Here is a 15,590-nt window from a genome sequence, read left to right as displayed (position 1 = left end):
GCACTGCCCTTCCAGGCGGTGCGGGTTCGGCGTGCCGGGGCTCTTGGCCCGGCAGCGAGGACAGGCGGCGCCGGCCGCGGGAGTTCGCATGAATGGCACTATATCCACTCGCGATGAGTCCCCATGGCTGGGACTGCGGTTCTCCGCATGAAGCGACAGCAAGTTATGTACTTGAAGCGCTCCGGGATCGGTGGAGGCTCTATGCGTTGACTCCAGCAGCCGGTTGGGGCTGGAGTTGAGTGTAGTGGTTGGTTTCGTGCTCGTGGGGCGGGATGTTTCCGATGGCGGTGTGGAGTCGCTGGTTGTTGAACCAGTCGACCCATTCCGCGGTGCCGAGTTCGACGTCGGCCAGGCCGCGCCAGGGCCTGCGGGGCTTGATCAGCTCCGTTTTGTAGAGGCCGATCTGGGATTCCATGAGGGCGTTGTCCAAGGCATCGCCGACAGTGCCGATCGAGGCGTCGATGCCGGCCTCGAGCAGGTGGGCAGCGAACGCGAAAGACGTGTACTGACTGCCCGCGTCGGAGTGATGAACCAGCCCGGGGCCTGCGGGGATGCCGGCTCGGTCGCGGCGCCACAGGGCCATGTCGAGGGCGTCGAGGACGAGCTTGGCCCGCTTGCTGGTGGCGGCCGACCAGCCGACGATCGCCCGGGAGAACACGTCCACGACGAAGGCGGTGTAGACGATGCCTGACCAGGTCGCGACATAGGTGAAGTCGGCGACCCACCGCTCGTTCGGACGGGACGCGGTGAAGTCGCGTCCGAGCAGGTCAGAGGCCCGCTGGTGGCCGTCGTTGCGGATGGTGGTGCGGATCTTCCTGCCGCGTCGGGCGCCCTGAAGGCCCGGCTCGCGCATCAGCCGGGCGACCGTGCAGCTGGCCGCCACGACGCCCTCGCGGTGCAGCTGCCGCCAGACCTTCCGCACCCCATAGACGCTGAAGTTGTCCGTGTGGACGCGGCTGATCCGGGTCTTCAGCTCCGCGTCGCGGACCGCCCTGGCACTGGGGGTGCGGTTCCTGGCGGCGTAGTAGGTGCCCGTCGCGATCTTCAGTCCGTGGCCGGTCAGGACCTTGCAGATCGGCTCGACTCCGAACACCTGCCGGTGGGCATCGATGAACGCTACGAGCGCTTCGACGGCCGGTCGAGTTCGGCCGCGAAGAAAGCCGAGGCCGCCTTGAGGATCTCGTTGGCCCGGCGCAGCTCAGCGTTCTCGGCTCGCAGCCGCTTGATCTCCGCGGCCTCCTCCGAAGTCACCCCGGGACGCCGGCCGGCGTCGACCTCGGCCTTGCGGACCCACGTCCGCACCGTCTCAGCGGCACCGATGCCCAGCTTCGCAGCGACCGCCTTCATCGCGGCTCGCTCGGTCGGGTAGTTGGGGCGGACGCGACCATGCGTACCGCACGCTCACGAAGCTCGGCAGGATAGGGGGACGGACGGGCCATGACTCGATCCTCTCGAGGAATTGAGCCTCCATCAGACCCGGAGCGCTTCACTGGGCCTTCATCGCCCGCCGCCGGGCATTGCGACCCAGCGAGGAGTACCGCACCCCCACCGATGCCGAGCGGGAAGAGTTCCTTGGCCACTTCGAGCGGAGAAAGGTCGCTCTGGGCGACTGCGGTCGCGCCTACGGCACCACTTGCCAGCACGAACACAGCTGCGTCCGCTGCCCAGTTCTCCGCGTCGACCCTGCTCAGCTGCTCCGTCCCGAAGAGATCCGCAGCAATCTGGACGAGCGGATCACTGAGGCCGAACGCGATGGCTGGTTCGGCGAGGCCGAGGGACTGCGCGTCAGCCTTGCCGCCACGAAGAACAAGCTTGCTCAGCTCGACGACCGCCGACGCCGGGCCACGACCATCAACCTTGGGATTCCGACCTACCGCGAGATCGCCGCACGAGCCACCTGACCCCGTCTCTGCCGGGCGACTGGCGGAGATGCTCAAGGCTCACGACGCGCGAGGATGATCCCTCCCAACTTGCTCTCGGCCGAGGTGAGAGTCTTGTGCGTCTCGACGGCGAAGCCAGCCTCGTCAAGCCACTCAATCGTCTGGTCATGTTGCCGGCGATGGACATAGACCTTCATCGGGTGCCCGCCATAGCCCTCCGTCTTCAATCGCGACTCATCGCCGACATGGAAGCTGAGCAGCAACGGCCCACCGGGCCGAAGCACTCGACGGAAATGCGCAAGGACCGAGCTGATCTCGTCGTCAGGAATGTGAATCAGTGAGTACCAGGCGACCAGGCCAGTCACCGAGGCGTCAGCCAAGGCGAGGTCCGTCATGGAACCGAGAACGAACCGCACCCCAGGGTGATGGCGACGGGCCACATCGATCATTCCAGGTGACAGATCGATGCCGAACGCGTCCAGGTCCAGTCCCCGCAGGTGGCCTGTGATCCTGCCTGTCCCACACCCCACGTCCGCGACCAGCCCGCCGCCTTGGGCACGCACCAGGTCGGCAAACAGGGCCAAGGCCGCACGTTCTTCCGGTGACTCATCCAAGATGTGACGTGTCAGCTTCGCGTAACTTGCAGCGACGGTGTCATAAGACGTCCGCGTATCTGCCAGCCAGTCATCTGCATTCAGTCCCATTTCCACCGACGGCAGGCTACACAAGTCATCAAGCAGCATGACGACTTAGGCACTGTTTCTTGGATCATGTTCGGAGCCAGATCGCGAGGGCCGCGAGGGTGACGGTGCCGAGGTAGATGTAGGCGCGTTTCTCATAGCGGGTGGCGACTGCGCGGAAGCCCTTCAACCGGTTGATGGCGCGTTCGACGGTGTTGCGTTTCTTGTAGTGCTCGCTGTCGAATCCGGTGGGCCGACCGCCTCGGGAACCTCGGTTCTGCCGGTGTCTTTGCTGGTCGAGACGTTCGGGGATGGTGTGCCGGATTCCGCGTCGTCGCAGGTAGCGGCGGTTCTTCCGGGACGTGTAGGCCTTGTCCGCCAAGACATGGTCGGGCCTGGTGCGGGGCCGTCCAGCTCCGGTGCGGGGCACGCAGACCTGCTCCAGCACACGCTCGAGTTGCGGGCCGTCACCGTAGTGTCCGGGTGTCAGGACGAAGGCAGTTCCGGCACCGGATGCGGGTCATCGTTCCTGCCTCCTGGTGGTGCGCGTGGAGGCCGCCGTGATGGCGGACGTTGTGGGTGTCCCAGCGTGTGCGGAACTCGTCACTACGGGTGGAGAGCTCACCGACCAGGTCGTGCAGGCCCTTGTCGAGAGGGTTGCGGCCCGCTTCAGTGCGAAGGATGGCCACGGCGACGTCGGCGTACTGTTCCTGGGGGAAGGCCAGCACCCGGGCGCTGATCGGGTCGAGCACGACGGTACTGCGTAGAAGTACGCATTTTGTTACTACCGTTTGCTGAACGCCCTTGCTGAGGCCAACGGGCGGGCGCGATCGTTGGGTACTGTGCCAGCCATGATCGATCGCTGGGACGTGCAGTGGGCCACCAGTTCCCGCGCTGATTCCGCTCTTGTGACCGGAGTGGTGCCAGCCACGGTGCATGGCCGGCCCTGCGTCGTCAGCGCTGGCGACGACGGCACCGCGTGGGTGCGCGACCTCTTTACCGGAGAGCCCGTCACGAGCACTCTCATCACCGGCGAGTGGGGTGGAGGCGTCGAGGCGCTCGGCCTTATGGCGGGCCCGGACGACGGCCCGATGGTGATCAGTGCTAACAGCAGCTATGTCGTGACGTGCTGGGATCCTGAGAGCGGGCACGTGAGCCGCCTCGGCGAGTACGGCTCAGGGTTCCCCTCCGCGGTGGCGACCACGAAGCAGGGCTGGAGGTCGTTCGTGGTGACCGCCGGAGACGGCCGGGTCGAGGTCTGGGACGGCGGCGGCGTGGAGATCGCCTGCGCCCACGTGTCGCAGCGTCGCGGCGAGATCCTGCTGACGCGCGCCCTCGCCACCGCGGCCCTGGACGGCGAGCAGGTGGTGATCGCTGGTGCCTCCGACGGGACGCTGCGTGTGTGGGGTTTCCCAGATGTGCTGAAGACCAGCCCGGACCCCGACAACTTCCTATTTCCCTGGACGCTGCGCGAAATCACCGTGTCGCGCTTGCCCGCCAGCATCGGTGCGGTGGCGATGGTGGAGGTGGACGGCCGGACGCTGGTTCTCGCAGCGGTGGATCGGTGGCTGCGACTGGCAGATCCGGTCAGCGGAGACCTGGTCGGGCTGCCGTTGTCCGGCCACGCCGACAGCATCACGACGATGAGCACCGGTGTGGTGCGGGGCCGGCCGGTCGCCGTCACCGGCAGCACCGACGGTACGGTGTGCGCCTGGCCGTTGGATGGCGGCCTGCAGATCGATCCCGTCATTGTGCAGAGACTTCCTGCTGCTGTGAACGCGGCGGCGCTGACTTCGGACGACCGGCTCGCGGTCGGCTTCGGTGCAGATGTGGCTGTTCTGGCCGCTAGCCGGAGAATGACCTGACCGCGGGTATAACGAAGTGTCCCGGCTGCCCGGGAGGTTTGGTGCGGTGTGGTCAGGCTGCTTCGGTGAGGCTGACGGTGTAGCCGAGGTGTTCGAGTTCGCGGATGGCTTGGCGGGTCTTGCGTGTGCGGTTGAGGTGTCGGTCGTGCCGGTCGGGTCCAAGGTCGATGTAGCGGGCGCCGGGGTCGCAGATCAGGATCCAGGCGATCTCCAAGATGTTGCGGGCCACGGCGACCATGGCCTTCTTGGCGGGGGCGCGTGTGACGATGCGTCGGTAACGCGCACCCAGGAAGGTCTTGGTTTCGGCGGCGTTGTTCGCGGCCTGCCCGAGCGGCCCTTTGAGCCAGCATCCTGCCCGGCTAGTGCGTACTGCCGATCACCGCCCGCGTCCGGAGCCACGCCGCCGGACGCGGGGGCCAAGGTCCTGCAGGGCCCGCTCCCTCCCGTTCTGCGTTCCGTTGTGTCCACGGCTGTCTTACGAGCCGGTGTCGGAAGCGTGGCCCGGCCCGGCAGAGGAGTACGTCATGTCGAAGAACCAGTCACTGCCGCGCAGACCGCCCGCAGGGCGAGCCGGAGCCCTGCGCCGCGCAGCGACCGGCGATACGCCACACGCACCGCATGTCCTGCGGTTCCTGGCTGAGCGCTCGGGGAACCTCTACCACCTGGCCGGCGGGATCGCGGCGGCCTGGGCGCACAGCGGACAGCGGGTCCTGCTCCTGGAGGAAGCCGAGGACTACTGGCGCTGGACCATGAACGGCGTGTTCGACCGTCGCAGCCGGGGCTGCCGCAAGAAGGAGACCGAGCCGGCCGCCCCGCCGGAGCCGACGACCAGCACGCTGTGGGCCTCGCCGGACGGCCCCGGCGTCCTGGTGCAGCACACCTGCATGTGGGAGGTCCGCCACCCCTCACGGGAGAGCGACCGCAGCGGGCCCCGCACGGACCGCAGTCCGCTCGCGGCGGCTGGCCGACGCCCTCGACGCCTACGACCTGATCGTCCTCCTGCCGAAGTCGGCATGGAGCTACCCGGATCGGGAGAGCGCGACGGCGCACGTGGTTCTCGGTGAGATCGACATCTTCCCGGATGCCGACTGCAGAACTGCGCTTCCCGGTCCCGGGGGCGAAGAGAGGGGCGTCCTGCTGAGTCCCGAGCAGAGCGCGGTGGTTCTGCGGGAGCGCTGCCTGGGCCTCCTCCGGTGGTCCGCTCGCAGCGGAGTGGCCGACCTGGAATCCGGCCGGCCGGTGCCGCAGGGCGGGTATTTCCAGATGGGCAGCAACACCAAGACGTTCGTGGCCATGATGGTGCTGCAACTGGCGGAGCAGCGGCGACTGTCCTTGGACGACACAGTCGACAGGTGGCTGCCCGGCGTGGTGCGGGGCAACGGCAACGACGGCACCAGAATCACTCTCCGGCAGCTGCTCCAGCACGCCAGCGGCCTGTACGACTACGCCAACGACCTGCCGGTCCTCACCTCCGCCGAGGGATACCACCGTCACTGGAACGACGACACCCCACCGGAGCGGCTGGTGGCGATAGCGATGCGGCACAAGCCCGGAGACGGGAGCTGGTCGTACTCCAACACCAACTACGTCGTGCTCGGCCTGATCATCAAGAAGGCGACCGGCCGTGACTGGTCCACGGAGGTGACCGACCGCATCCTGAGGCCGCTGCGCCTGAGGCATACCTTTCGCACCCCGGCAGAGGGCATACCTGCCGCGTCCGCACGCCAGCGGCTACGAGCAGTTCACCGAGGGCGGGCCACTGATCGATACCACCAGGCTCAACTACAGCTGGGCCGGTCCAGCGGCTGAACTGATCACCACCACCGACGACCTGACCCGCTTCTGGCAGGCGCTCATGGGCGGCCGACAGGTCTGCGCCGACCTGGGCTACCGGTTGTTCCTGCGGGCGGTGAAGTTGTACGCCGTGCCGATCGGCACGACCAGCCGAGAGGAGTTTGTGGCACTCGGCGAGCGCTTTGGATACCCGGAAAGCCTTGTGGCAGAGGGCCTCCATGGGGGCTGACCGAAGGTTGCCGGTACGGGGGTGGGGCAGAGCGAGGTTCTGTCCCACCCCTGCGTAATTGGCAGGGCGCTCTCCAGCCGCTCGCAGATCACCAGACTCTCGGGCTGGCGCTGTCGCGTTGTTGAGTGTGTGTGCGTGCCTGACGGTATGTCGGGTGTGGTGGGGCCGGGTTCCGGCTCCGTGCTCAGGGCGCGGCAGGCAGGCCGGCGACGCCGGTGATCTGATCCCAGATGGCGAAGCGGGTGGTCATCTCGGTGCGGTAGTGGGCGGTGGTCATCAGGTGGCGGCGGGGCCTGAAGTGGGGTGATACCGCTGAACGCGGCCAGGAATTGCTGGGCTCCGCCGACGCTGCGGAAGCCTTTCATGGCGCGTTCGCGCTGCCGGGTGGGCTGATGACTGTTCTCGGCCCGATTGTTCAGGCCCTTGTGGGAACGGTGCTCGACGGCCTTGAAGTCCTAGCTCAGACACCAGCCGCAAAGTAGCTCCGTGGTCAGTGGCCGAGGATGTTGACGCGGGTCTCGTACTCACGCCGGGCCTTGCGTTGGGCCGGGATCGCGGCGGAGCTGTCGAGTGCCTGGCAGTGAGCGAGGAGTTGGCGGTGGACTGCGGTACGGCGGTTACGCGCAGGGTGTAGCCCGTTCCGCGTCGTACGGCCTGGCCGTGGTCGAGCGCGGCACGCTCGGCGTCGCCCAGTTCAGTGTCACGCAGGAAGTCGGCGACCTTGCCGGGCATGTCGAGAGTGATGGGAGCTCCGAGGCCGGGTCTGCGGGAGCGCTGTCTGGGCTTCCTCTTCGGATCCCCTCACCACGGTCCGATGCCGAGTCACGAAAGTGAATTGAGAGCTGTTCTGGCTGTTCGTCGGCTGGCGACGGCATCTCAGTGCCAGGTGTTGTCGTTTCCGGAGGTCTTGGTCGGGAGCCGGTAGCCGAACTCCTCCCGGAGCTTTGGGGCGGCAGCGTCCGAACGCATCGACAGCGCGATGAGCACGGCGAAGCCGAGCGCCCAGATGCCGGCGACGATCAGTACCGGCGCGACATCCGCGGTCCGGTGGACCACAGTGCCGAGCGCTGCGGCGCCGAGCAGCGCCCAGACGGTTGTCGCCGCGTGCAGCTCGGACGCCTGGGTCGTCGTCGCGGTGATCGCGTGCGCGCGGTCGATGCCGGACACGTCCGCGCCCCCGCGGCGCACCCGTACAAGAGTGCGTCGCAGTCGCCGGATCCGGAGCACCCTGATGCCGAGCAGTACGAGCAGGCACAGGACGCCGAGCCCGACGCCGACCAGCTGCGCCTGTCTCCAGATGGCAGCCGTGGGTGAGAGTGAGGGGCTCATCATGGCGAGGGTCGCGATGGCGAGGGTCACGAGCACGGGGGTGGTCGCATGGTCGAGTTCGGTGGCCTCGGCGCGCTCTCGGGCCTTGACCTGCCGCCGCAGTTCCGTGTCGGCGTCGCCGAGGAGGAGGTGAGCGGAGCCCTGTTCGCCCAGGGCCCGTGCGGGAAGGCGCTCAGGCGCGGTACGGCTCCACCGTCGGTCGGCGGCGATCAGAGCGAGTACGGCCGGGACGCAGAGCACGCCTGAGAGGAGCAGGGGGATCGCCACCGTCGGCCAGGCGGACGCGGCGAGCAGGATGCCGGCCGTTGCCAGGAGCAGGAATCCGACGACGATGCTCGTCACGACCGCCGGGAAGAACGGCGTGCGTGTGACGCGGCCACGCACCTCGACCGCATTCCTCAGCGCCGACGAGTCCTCAACCGATGCGTACATGCCCGCGAGCGCCAGCTGATGGAAGGTCAGGGCATAGCCGAGCACGATCAGGAAGACGGCGATGCCCAGCGCCGCAGCGATGAGCGGGCCGCCGAACACCAGCACGAAACCTGGCGGGTCGTCGGGGAGACCGAGTCTGCCGATGAGCGCGAGGACGGGAAGCAGACCGAACAGTGCCCCGCAGCCCACGGCCGCTGCGCCCGACACGCGCACCAGGCCGCCAGTGATCAGGACGCTGCGGGTCGGCGGCAGCTCGGGGCCGCGGTCGCGCCGCTCATCGCCCAGGGGAGCACACTTCGCTTTCACCGTCCTAGGCTCTCACGGGTGTGCGAAGCCGTCGTTCTGCGCCCCGGCAGCACCGTCGCGGGCCTCTGATTCGGTATCTGCCTCATGCTCGACTGCATCCCCCTGGTGGCACTGGCCCAAGCCGTCCCGGTCCTGCCCCAGGGGCCGGGCTGGTGGTACGAGCCCAAGTACGACGGCCACAGAACAGTGCTGCGCCGTACCGATGAGACCGTCGTGCTGTACGCCCGGTCCGGCAGAGTCGTCACCCAGCACTGGATGGACCTGGCCGTCGCCGGCATGACACTGCGCCCCGGCACGGTCCTGGACGGCGAGGCCGTGATCTGGCAGGACGGCCGGCTCGACTTCGCCGCCGCACAGTCACGGTGAGGATGATCCTGTGGAGTGGACACCCTGACAATGGATCTTGACGGTCCAGGGAGGGATATCCAGGTGGGACGCAAGTCTCCGTATCCGGAGGAGTTCAGGAAGGATGCCGTCGCGCTCTACCGCGCCGCGGCCGGGAAGCGGACGTACGCGGCGGTGGCCGCAGATCTCGGCATCACCGCGGAATCGCTGCGGCCGTGGGTGCGCAAGGACGAGACGCAGGCCGCGCCCGAGGGCCGCGTGAGCGCGGCTGAGGAGCTGGCTCGGCTGCGGGTGGAGAACGCCAGGCTGCTCAAGGCCGAGCAGGAGTGGCAGCTGGAGCGCGAGATCCTGCGCCGGCAGTCGCCTATTTCGCCCGGGAGGTGAAGTGAGCCCCCGCCGCTGGGACTTCATCTCCGACAGCCGCGCCGACTTCGGCGTCAAGCGGATCTGCCGGGTGCTCGGGGCGTCCCGTGCCGGCTACTACCGGCACCTGGCCACCGAGCAGGCCCGCGCCACGCGCCGGGTCGAGGAGGAGCGGACCGTGAGCGAGATCCGCGCCGTCCACGCCGAACACCATGGCGCCTACGGAGCCCCATGTGTCCATGCTGAGCTGCGTGCGAGGGGGCAGAGGATCAACCGCAAGCGTGTGACCCGGCTGATGCGGATCAACCACATCGTCGGCCGTCACCTGCGGAAGGAGAAGCGGACGACGATCGCGGACAGGACCGCGCCGCTCGCTCCGGACCTGGTGATGCGCGACTTCACCGCGCGCACGCTGAACACCAGGTGGTGCGGCGACATCACCTACATAGCCGTCGGCGTGACGTGGCTCTACCTCGCCACGGTCATCGACATCTGCTCGAGGAAGGTGGTGGGCTGGCCGATTGCCGACCACAGGCGTACCTCCCTGGTCACCGGCGCGATCGAGATGGCCGTTGCCGCCCGCGGCGGCCGGGTCCACGGCGTCGTCTTCCACACCGACAGGGGCACCCAGTACAGCGCGGCCGCGTTCGCGGACATCTGCAGCCGGCACGGCATCCGCCGCAGCATGGGCCGGGTCGGCTCGAGCTATGACAATGCCCTCGCCGAGTCGTTCTTCCAGGGCCTCAAGCGCGAGTTGCTCCACGGGAGGAACTGGACCTCCAAGGCACAGACCCGGCTCGAGCTGTTCCGCTGGCTGTCGTACTACAACCGGCACCGTCGGCATTCCGCGCTCGGCTACCTCACACCAGCCGAGTTCGAACAGCAACTGATCACGTCACCTACGCTGTCACTCGTTGCATGAAACCCGGTGTCCACTCCCAGGGATCAACCTCAAGTGCGCGCTGCACCCTGGGGCCCGGCCACACGGGCGACCACTACGACCGGTTCACCCGTCCGTCGTGGGACCGTCCCTGCGTCTCGTGGCCCGCCGAGGCCGTGCCGCACCAGTCATGACCCCCACACTGCCCCGCCCTCTCGGATGTTCCCTCTGCGTCCCGACAAGGCAGGCCACCACCGCGCGAAACGATGGGGGTGGCACGCGCCCGATGAACGCTCCCCGCGCGCCGGACAGTCGTTCACACCACAGCGACACTCACCGAACGGAGACTCATGGCAGGCATTGAGTACGAGGCGAAGGCCCTGGACATCGACCCCGCGAAGACTGCCCGGCTCATCATCGACGCCGGCGGCACCCAGCAGGGCGAGCCCCGGCTCACGCGCCGATATGTATACAACACCATTCCGGCTGTCCCCGGGCGGTGGGTCCGGTTGCGCGACACCGGCGCCGACATCACTCTGTGCGTCAAACAGATCTCAACGGACGCGGTCGACGGAACCCACGAGACCGAGGTCACCGTCGACTCGTTCGAGGAAGCCGCCACGCTGCTGCGCCTCACCGGCCTGACACCGCGCAGCTACCAGGAGAACCGCCGCACCTCGTACCTCCTCGGCGCCGACCGGCTGGAGATCGACGAGTGGCCGCTCATCCCGCCCTATCTGGAGATCGAGGCCGACGACGAGCCGCAGGTATGGGAGGCCGCCGCCGCGCTGGGGATCGACCGCGACCGGCTCACGTCGGTCAACACCACGAAGGTCTATGGCCTGTACGGCATCGACCTGGACTCCATCGCCGACCTGCGTTTCGAGTAGGCCGACGCCCGTTACTCCCGGCCGGGGCACACAGCCCCGGCCGGCACGGAGAGGGGGCACCATGCACGATCCGAAAGACGTCCCGGTCGAGGTCGGACCGGACCGCACTTTGCGCGTGGAGATCATCGACGCGTGCGGCCTCGCCTGCTCGTTCTGCCACAACGAGGGAACGCCCGTCGCGTCCGACAACACCGACCGGTCCGCTGACCAGTTCACAGGCACGCCGGGCCGCTCCGGTCGCGTCTCCATCTACCTCCGCACCAACGGCGCCGACTTCCTGCCGGCCCGCATCCCCGCCGACGCCGATTTCGCCCTCGCTCTTGCCGCGATGTGCGGCAGCCTGCCGACGAGCGAAGTCTTTCCCCACCTGCTCGACGTGCTTCCGAGGCACCCGAAGATGCCCCTCACGTGCGTGGAACTGCCGTGCGGCTGCCAGGTTGTGGGCCCACACATGTCGTCCTGCGTCCGCCGTACCGGCCGTTCTGCTTCCTCGGCGGGTTCGATCCCGAGGACGTTCTCCGCAGCCACTGCTGCGCGGGCAGGAGCTGCTCCCACCCGAACCGCTGCGCCGTAACCCATCGTCCGAGGTCCTCGCCCTGCACGATCGCTTCCCCGGCCGCCACCGGCAAGGCCCCGCCGTCCCGGAGGAGGTTCTGGGTGAGGCGGAAGCACCGCTGCCACCCGGTGCCCCAGACCGGGCACCATCCCGGATCGATCTCCTCCAACGCCGCCCGCCGCGCCTCGGTCAAGACACGGTTGCGCGGCAAGGCAGTCAGACGCCGACCTCAGTCAGTCACGGACACGGCTCTCGTCACGCGACGCTGGCCTTACTGCCCTCTCGCATGCTTCTATTCAGATGTGCAGATGTCCAACATTTGGAGGTTGTGATGGAGGGGCTGCGGCAGCCGCGTCGAGCGTCGACTCTGGCCGCACAGGTTGCTGACCAGTTGCGAGAGCAACTGGCCTCCGGGCGGTGGCCTGTGGGCACCCGCATTCCGGGTGAGCACGAACTGGCCGAGATGCTCCACGTGAGCCGGAACACCATTCGCGAAGCATTGCGGGCACTGGTCCACCTCGGCCTGCTGGAATCGCGGGTCGGCGATGGCACCTATGTCCGGGTGACCAGCGAGTTGGAGGCGGTGCTTCTGCGGCGGACGGCCACCACGCGTCCGGCGGACGTCTTGGAACTGCGGGCAGTGTTGGAGGAGCATGCCGCCGGCTTGGCCGCCGAACGTCGGTCGGAAACGGATACCGCCCGGCTGCGGGAACTGCTTGCGACGGCTCGCGAGAGCAACCACTCCGGGTCGATGGCGAAGGTCGCGGCCGCCGACGGAGCCTTTCATCTCGCGGTTGTGCAGGCCAGCGGCAACGAGTTGCTCGCGGAGCTCTACGAACACCTGGGTGGCGCCCTCTCGGCCCTGCTGGCCGCGCTGCCGTGGGACGACGCCGTCGCTGCCGAACATGATCACTGGCATGCCGAGCTCGTCTCCGCGATCGGTGCAGGCGATGCGGTCGCCGCCCGCTACGCGGCGTCCATGCTGGTGCGGGTGACCGGTCGGCTGAGCGCGGATGCCGCCGCTGAGCGGGGCGGTGCGGTGGGGAGCGGTCGTCATGCGGGTGAATAACTCGCGCGAGGTGGCGGACCAGGTGAGAGCTGCTGCGCCGAGCGGGCGGTCCACGGTGTGGCTGCTGGTGGGCGTCGTGCTCGTCGCGGCCAACCTGCGTGCCGCACTGACCGGTGTGGGTCCGCTGCTTCCCGGAATCGAGGCATCGACCGGCCTGTCCGGCACCTGGACCGGGCTGCTCAGCACTCTGCCACTGCTCACGTTCGCCGCCACTTCGCCCCTGGTCAGCCGGACCGCGCATCGCTACGGCGCGCCGCGCGCCCTTGGTGTCTCGCTGACCGTGCTGGCGGCCGGGCTGCTCATGCGCTCCCTGCCGGACGTGCCCTTCCTGTTCATCGGAACGGTGGTGATCGCGGCCGCGATCGCCTTCGGCAACGTGCTGCTGCCTTCCGTCATCAAGAGCACCGTGCCGGAGGACCGGATCGGTCCGGTGACAAGCCTCTACGTCACCGCGATGGGCTTGCTGGCCGCTATTTCGTCCGGGGTGTCAGTGCCCATGGCTGACCACCTGCCAGGCGGCTGGCGCACCGCTCTGGGTATCTGGGCCGCACTGGCTGTGCTGGCTGTCGGGGTTTGGATCCCTCGCTGCCGGCGCACCGGCCCCGCCGCGACAACGCCTGCCACGCGAGAGCGCATTCCCTGGCGTTCCCCCTTGGCCTGGCAGGTCAGCGTGTTCATGGGGCTGCAGTCCCTCGGCTTCTACACCACGATCGCCTGGCTGCCCAGCATCGTGCACGACCACGGAGTGGGAGAGGCCGCCGCCGGCTGGCAGTTGTTCCTGTTCCAGATCGTCGGCCTGGTATCGAGCAGTGCACTTCCCGTGCTTGCCCGCCGGTGGACGGACCAACGATTCCTGGCGGCGGCCGCCTCGGCGATCGTCGCGCTGGGCTTCGCGCTGCTGGCCGTGGCCCCCCAACTGGCCTTCGTGTCCAGCGTGCTCACAGGCTTGGGCGGCGGAGCGTGCCTGGTCCTCGCCCTGACTTTCCAAGGCCAGCGGGCGGCGGACGCCTCGCAGGCGGCGGCGCTGGCCTCGATGGCCCAGTCCGTCGGCTACCTGGTGGCCGCCGCCGGACCGCTGCTCCTCGGCGCACTGCACGACCTCACCAGCGGATGGACGCTCCCCCTGATGCTGCTTGTCGCGCTGACGCTCATCCAGGCCGCCGTCGGCGCCGGCGCCGGCCGCGACCTGCGCCTGAAATCCACTTCCCAACTCCCCGAACCCGTACGGACCGGAGGCTCACCGTCATGACCACGACCGCCCCCTTCAGTTACCTGGACACGCCGACGGCGGCACCACTGTCGATCACCGAGCTGATGCCCGGCGCTTACAACCTCCTGGAATACGCCGCGGTCACAGCGGGAGAGCAGGTGCTGGTCCTGGCCGAGCACGGCACCGATCCGGTGGCCGTCCAGGCCATCGCAGCGGCGGCCGCCTACCGCAACGCTGAGGTGCACGTGCTGTCCATACCGCCGATCAGTGCCGGTGGGTGGGACCGCGCGACGCCCTCGCCGCTGCCTTCTGCCGCCCACGCCGCCGCCGACGTGGTGATCTCGCTGACTTGGTGGGGGGAAGTACACACCACCCCACTGTTCTTCGACGAAATCGCCAAACAGCGGGCCCGGTTCGTCTCCCTGCACCAGACGGCCACCGCCTCGTCCCTGTCCACCGGGGCCCGTTTCCCGCTCGAGCTGTATTTCGCACTGGAGGCCATGGCGTACGCCCGGATCACCACGGCGCAGGAGATCCGGGTCACCACTGCACTGGGTACCGACGTGACCTTCCGCGCCTTCACCACCCCCGGTCACCCGAGTACCCCCCTCACCACCGGCATGTGGCGACCCTTCCCCTACGGAGGCTCCAACTTCTACCCCGACCAGACCGACGGCGTGGTCGTCATCGAGGAATCCACCGTCACCGGCGTCCCCGCGGAGCGGACCACCCTGGAGCTGGAGAACAACCGCGTCACCGCCGTCCACGGCGGCACGGCGGCCGCCGAACTGCGGCGTTACGCACCGGACGGCTACTACATGCGCCACGCACTCATCGGACTCAACCCCAAGGTCCGCTCGGCAGGCGGTACCCAGTTCGAACGCGAGAAGCACGCCGGCGCCTTCTACTTCGGCCTCGACGGCCTGACCCCGCAGGGAGAAGCCGACCGCACGGGCCCCGGCCACGCACACTGCGACTGCCAGTTCGACCAGCCCACCATCACACTCGACGGCCGGCTCATCGTCGACAACGGCTACCTCCTGCTCCTCGACGATCCCGAAATCCGCGAGCTGGCCGGGAAGTTCGGCCCTGCCGACATCCTCCTCGATCCCAACCCCCGCCTCGTCCTGCCGCCCCGCTACAGCCGCTGACTACAACCGTGGGTAGTCGCGGCCAGCGACGCGCCGGGGCTAGGGGGCTGGGTGCCGCTCCGGCCGGCCCGGTGCCGCCCAGCCCCACAGTTCGGTGACGCTTGGGCTGCACCGCTCTGATCTGCGCTTATGTGAGTTCAGTACCGGCCCTCGGTGCCGGGTGCCGCTCCCTGGCCTCCGCCTGCGTCTATGTACCCCGAGGGTGCCCGGTGCGTGAGCACCAGGCCGCGAAGCACGCAGGTGCCGGGCGCCGCCCGGTGCCACTCCTTCCTGATCCCCGCAGGGTGAGCCCAGCACCCAGCACCTCAGGTGCCGCGAGCTGCGCTTCGTGTCCCTCATCCCGAAAATTCATGCCGCCCATTCCACTCCGAGTTCGGTGAGGGCGGTGCGTTGTTCGGCGGTGAGTTTGTTCCGGCGTTGTTTCTGGTTGGCGTACCAGATGCCGAGCGCCAGTTCGTGCTCCTGGCCGTCGAGGACGATCGTCTCGCGGTGGGGCCGTTTACATCGCCGCTTCGGCCCTGTGCGGTGGGGGGGGGGCCGCGGCCCCCCCCCCCGCGCCCCCCCCCCCCCCGCCCCCCCCCCCCCCCACCCCCCCCCCCCCCCCCAACCCC

At 68.5% G+C, this 15,590-nt stretch carries 12 protein-coding genes and 6 pseudogenes; 11 read left to right on the top strand and 7 right to left on the bottom strand.

Annotation, left to right across the window (positions count from 1 at the left end; genetic code table 11):
* Positions 1–199: 199 nt before the first annotated feature.
* Positions 200–1,439, bottom strand: a pseudogene (locus ACIQCZ_RS32645) (IS3 family transposase).
* Between the two features lie 78 nt (positions 1,440–1,517).
* Here ACIQCZ_RS32645 and ACIQCZ_RS32640 point away from each other — a divergent pair.
* A complete protein-coding gene (locus ACIQCZ_RS32640) occupies positions 1,518–1,901 on the top strand; it encodes a hypothetical protein (protein ID WP_402287736.1) in 384 nt (127 codons plus the stop codon).
* Positions 1,902–1,933: 32 nt separating this feature from the next.
* On the opposite strand, the gene ACIQCZ_RS32635 is transcribed toward ACIQCZ_RS32640, so the two are convergent.
* The 3 genes and pseudogenes from ACIQCZ_RS32635 to ACIQCZ_RS32625 form a co-directional block, all read right to left on the bottom strand.
* Positions 1,934–2,578, bottom strand: a complete 645-nt coding sequence (locus tag ACIQCZ_RS32635; protein WP_402288048.1) for a class I SAM-dependent DNA methyltransferase — start codon at positions 2,576–2,578, stop codon at positions 1,934–1,936.
* Positions 2,579–2,648: 70 nt separating this feature from the next.
* Positions 2,649–3,059: pseudogene (locus ACIQCZ_RS32630) on the bottom strand (IS5 family transposase); the annotation flags it as partial.
* 19 nt (positions 3,060–3,078) lie between these two features.
* Positions 3,079–3,309 (bottom strand): annotated as a pseudogene (locus ACIQCZ_RS32625) (transcriptional regulator); the annotation flags it as partial.
* A gap of 102 nt (positions 3,310–3,411) precedes the next feature.
* Here ACIQCZ_RS32625 and ACIQCZ_RS32620 point away from each other — a divergent pair.
* Positions 3,412–4,425 carry a WD40 repeat domain-containing protein gene (locus ACIQCZ_RS32620; protein WP_402287734.1) on the top strand — a complete coding sequence of 338 codons (1,014 nt, stop codon included), beginning with the start codon at positions 3,412–3,414 and terminating at the stop codon, positions 4,423–4,425.
* Between the two features lie 52 nt (positions 4,426–4,477).
* On the opposite strand, the gene ACIQCZ_RS32615 is transcribed toward ACIQCZ_RS32620, so the two are convergent.
* Positions 4,478–4,654 (bottom strand): hypothetical protein, encoded by a 177-nt coding sequence (locus ACIQCZ_RS32615; protein ID WP_402287732.1) that lies wholly within the window; start codon positions 4,652–4,654, stop codon positions 4,478–4,480.
* Positions 4,655–4,949: 295 nt separating this feature from the next.
* Here ACIQCZ_RS32615 and ACIQCZ_RS32610 point away from each other — a divergent pair, with 295 nt between their 5' ends.
* Both ACIQCZ_RS32610 and ACIQCZ_RS32605 read left to right on the top strand, forming a co-directional pair.
* Complete coding sequence (locus ACIQCZ_RS32610) at positions 4,950–5,489, top strand: hypothetical protein (protein WP_402287730.1); 540 nt, start codon at positions 4,950–4,952, stop codon at positions 5,487–5,489.
* A 148-nt stretch (positions 5,490–5,637) separates the two neighbouring features.
* Positions 5,638–6,234: a serine hydrolase domain-containing protein gene (locus ACIQCZ_RS32605; protein ID WP_402287727.1), complete on the top strand. Its 597-nt coding sequence runs from the start codon at positions 5,638–5,640 to the stop codon at positions 6,232–6,234.
* A 498-nt stretch (positions 6,235–6,732) separates the two neighbouring features.
* On the opposite strand, the pseudogene ACIQCZ_RS32600 reads toward ACIQCZ_RS32605, so the two are convergent.
* Positions 6,733–6,894 (bottom strand): annotated as a pseudogene (locus ACIQCZ_RS32600) (DDE-type integrase/transposase/recombinase); the annotation flags it as partial.
* A 430-nt stretch (positions 6,895–7,324) separates the two neighbouring features.
* Complete coding sequence (locus ACIQCZ_RS32595) at positions 7,325–8,515, bottom strand: hypothetical protein (RefSeq protein WP_402287725.1); 1,191 nt, start codon at positions 8,513–8,515, stop codon at positions 7,325–7,327.
* Positions 8,516–8,599: 84 nt separating this feature from the next.
* Here ACIQCZ_RS32595 and ACIQCZ_RS32590 point away from each other — a divergent pair, with 84 nt between their 5' ends.
* The 7 genes and pseudogenes from ACIQCZ_RS32590 (at position 8,600) to ACIQCZ_RS32560 (ending at position 14,979) form a co-directional block, all read left to right on the top strand.
* The gene (locus tag ACIQCZ_RS32590) at positions 8,600–8,881 is read left to right on the top strand and encodes a hypothetical protein (RefSeq protein WP_402287722.1); all 282 of its coding nucleotides are present in this window, start codon (positions 8,600–8,602) and stop codon (positions 8,879–8,881) included.
* A 63-nt stretch (positions 8,882–8,944) separates the two neighbouring features.
* Positions 8,945–10,145, top strand: a pseudogene (locus tag ACIQCZ_RS32585) (IS3 family transposase).
* A 308-nt stretch (positions 10,146–10,453) separates the two neighbouring features.
* On the top strand, positions 10,454–10,993 hold the full coding sequence (locus ACIQCZ_RS32580) for a CYTH domain-containing protein (RefSeq protein ID WP_402287720.1): 540 nt from the start codon (positions 10,454–10,456) through the stop codon (positions 10,991–10,993).
* Positions 10,994–11,054: 61 nt separating this feature from the next.
* Positions 11,055–11,396, top strand: a pseudogene (locus ACIQCZ_RS32575) (radical SAM protein); the annotation flags it as partial.
* 484 nt (positions 11,397–11,880) lie between these two features.
* Entirely contained in the window at positions 11,881–12,618 is a 738-nt protein-coding gene (locus ACIQCZ_RS32570) for a FadR/GntR family transcriptional regulator (RefSeq protein WP_402287717.1), read from the top strand.
* Complete coding sequence (locus ACIQCZ_RS32565) at positions 12,605–13,867, top strand: CynX/NimT family MFS transporter (RefSeq protein ID WP_402287716.1); 1,263 nt, start codon at positions 12,605–12,607, stop codon at positions 13,865–13,867. Before ACIQCZ_RS32570 ends, ACIQCZ_RS32565 begins: the two co-directional genes overlap by 14 nt.
* Positions 13,864–14,979 carry a hypothetical protein gene (locus ACIQCZ_RS32560; RefSeq protein WP_402287714.1) on the top strand — a complete coding sequence of 372 codons (1,116 nt, stop codon included), beginning with the start codon at positions 13,864–13,866 and terminating at the stop codon, positions 14,977–14,979. The genes ACIQCZ_RS32565 and ACIQCZ_RS32560 overlap by 4 nt, the downstream gene beginning before the upstream one ends.
* The last annotated feature ends 611 nt before the right edge of the window (positions 14,980–15,590 follow it).

This window comes from Streptomyces sp. NPDC093149 (assembly GCF_044754145.1).
In the GTDB taxonomy this organism is placed as follows: domain Bacteria; phylum Actinomycetota; class Actinomycetes; order Streptomycetales; family Streptomycetaceae; genus Streptomyces.
The sequence above is the reverse complement of the archived record's forward strand: the minus strand, read 5'-3'. Positions and strand labels throughout refer to the sequence as shown.

Bases quoted from the DNA above. Each gene is read 5' to 3' on its own strand.
- ACIQCZ_RS32565 (WP_402287716.1), top strand. From the start codon at position 12,605: ATGCGGGTGAATAACTCGCGCGAGGTGGCGGACCAGGTGAGAGCTGCT.
- ACIQCZ_RS32560 (WP_402287714.1), top strand. From the start codon at position 13,864: ATGACCACGACCGCCCCCTTCAGTTACCTGGACACGCCGACGGCGGCA.
- ACIQCZ_RS32580 (WP_402287720.1), top strand. From the start codon at position 10,454: ATGGCAGGCATTGAGTACGAGGCGAAGGCCCTGGACATCGACCCCGCG.
- ACIQCZ_RS32590 (WP_402287722.1), top strand. From the start codon at position 8,600: ATGCTCGACTGCATCCCCCTGGTGGCACTGGCCCAAGCCGTCCCGGTC.
- ACIQCZ_RS32610 (WP_402287730.1), top strand. From the start codon at position 4,950: ATGTCGAAGAACCAGTCACTGCCGCGCAGACCGCCCGCAGGGCGAGCC.
- ACIQCZ_RS32570 (WP_402287717.1), top strand. From the start codon at position 11,881: ATGGAGGGGCTGCGGCAGCCGCGTCGAGCGTCGACTCTGGCCGCACAG.
- ACIQCZ_RS32620 (WP_402287734.1), top strand. From the start codon at position 3,412: ATGATCGATCGCTGGGACGTGCAGTGGGCCACCAGTTCCCGCGCTGAT.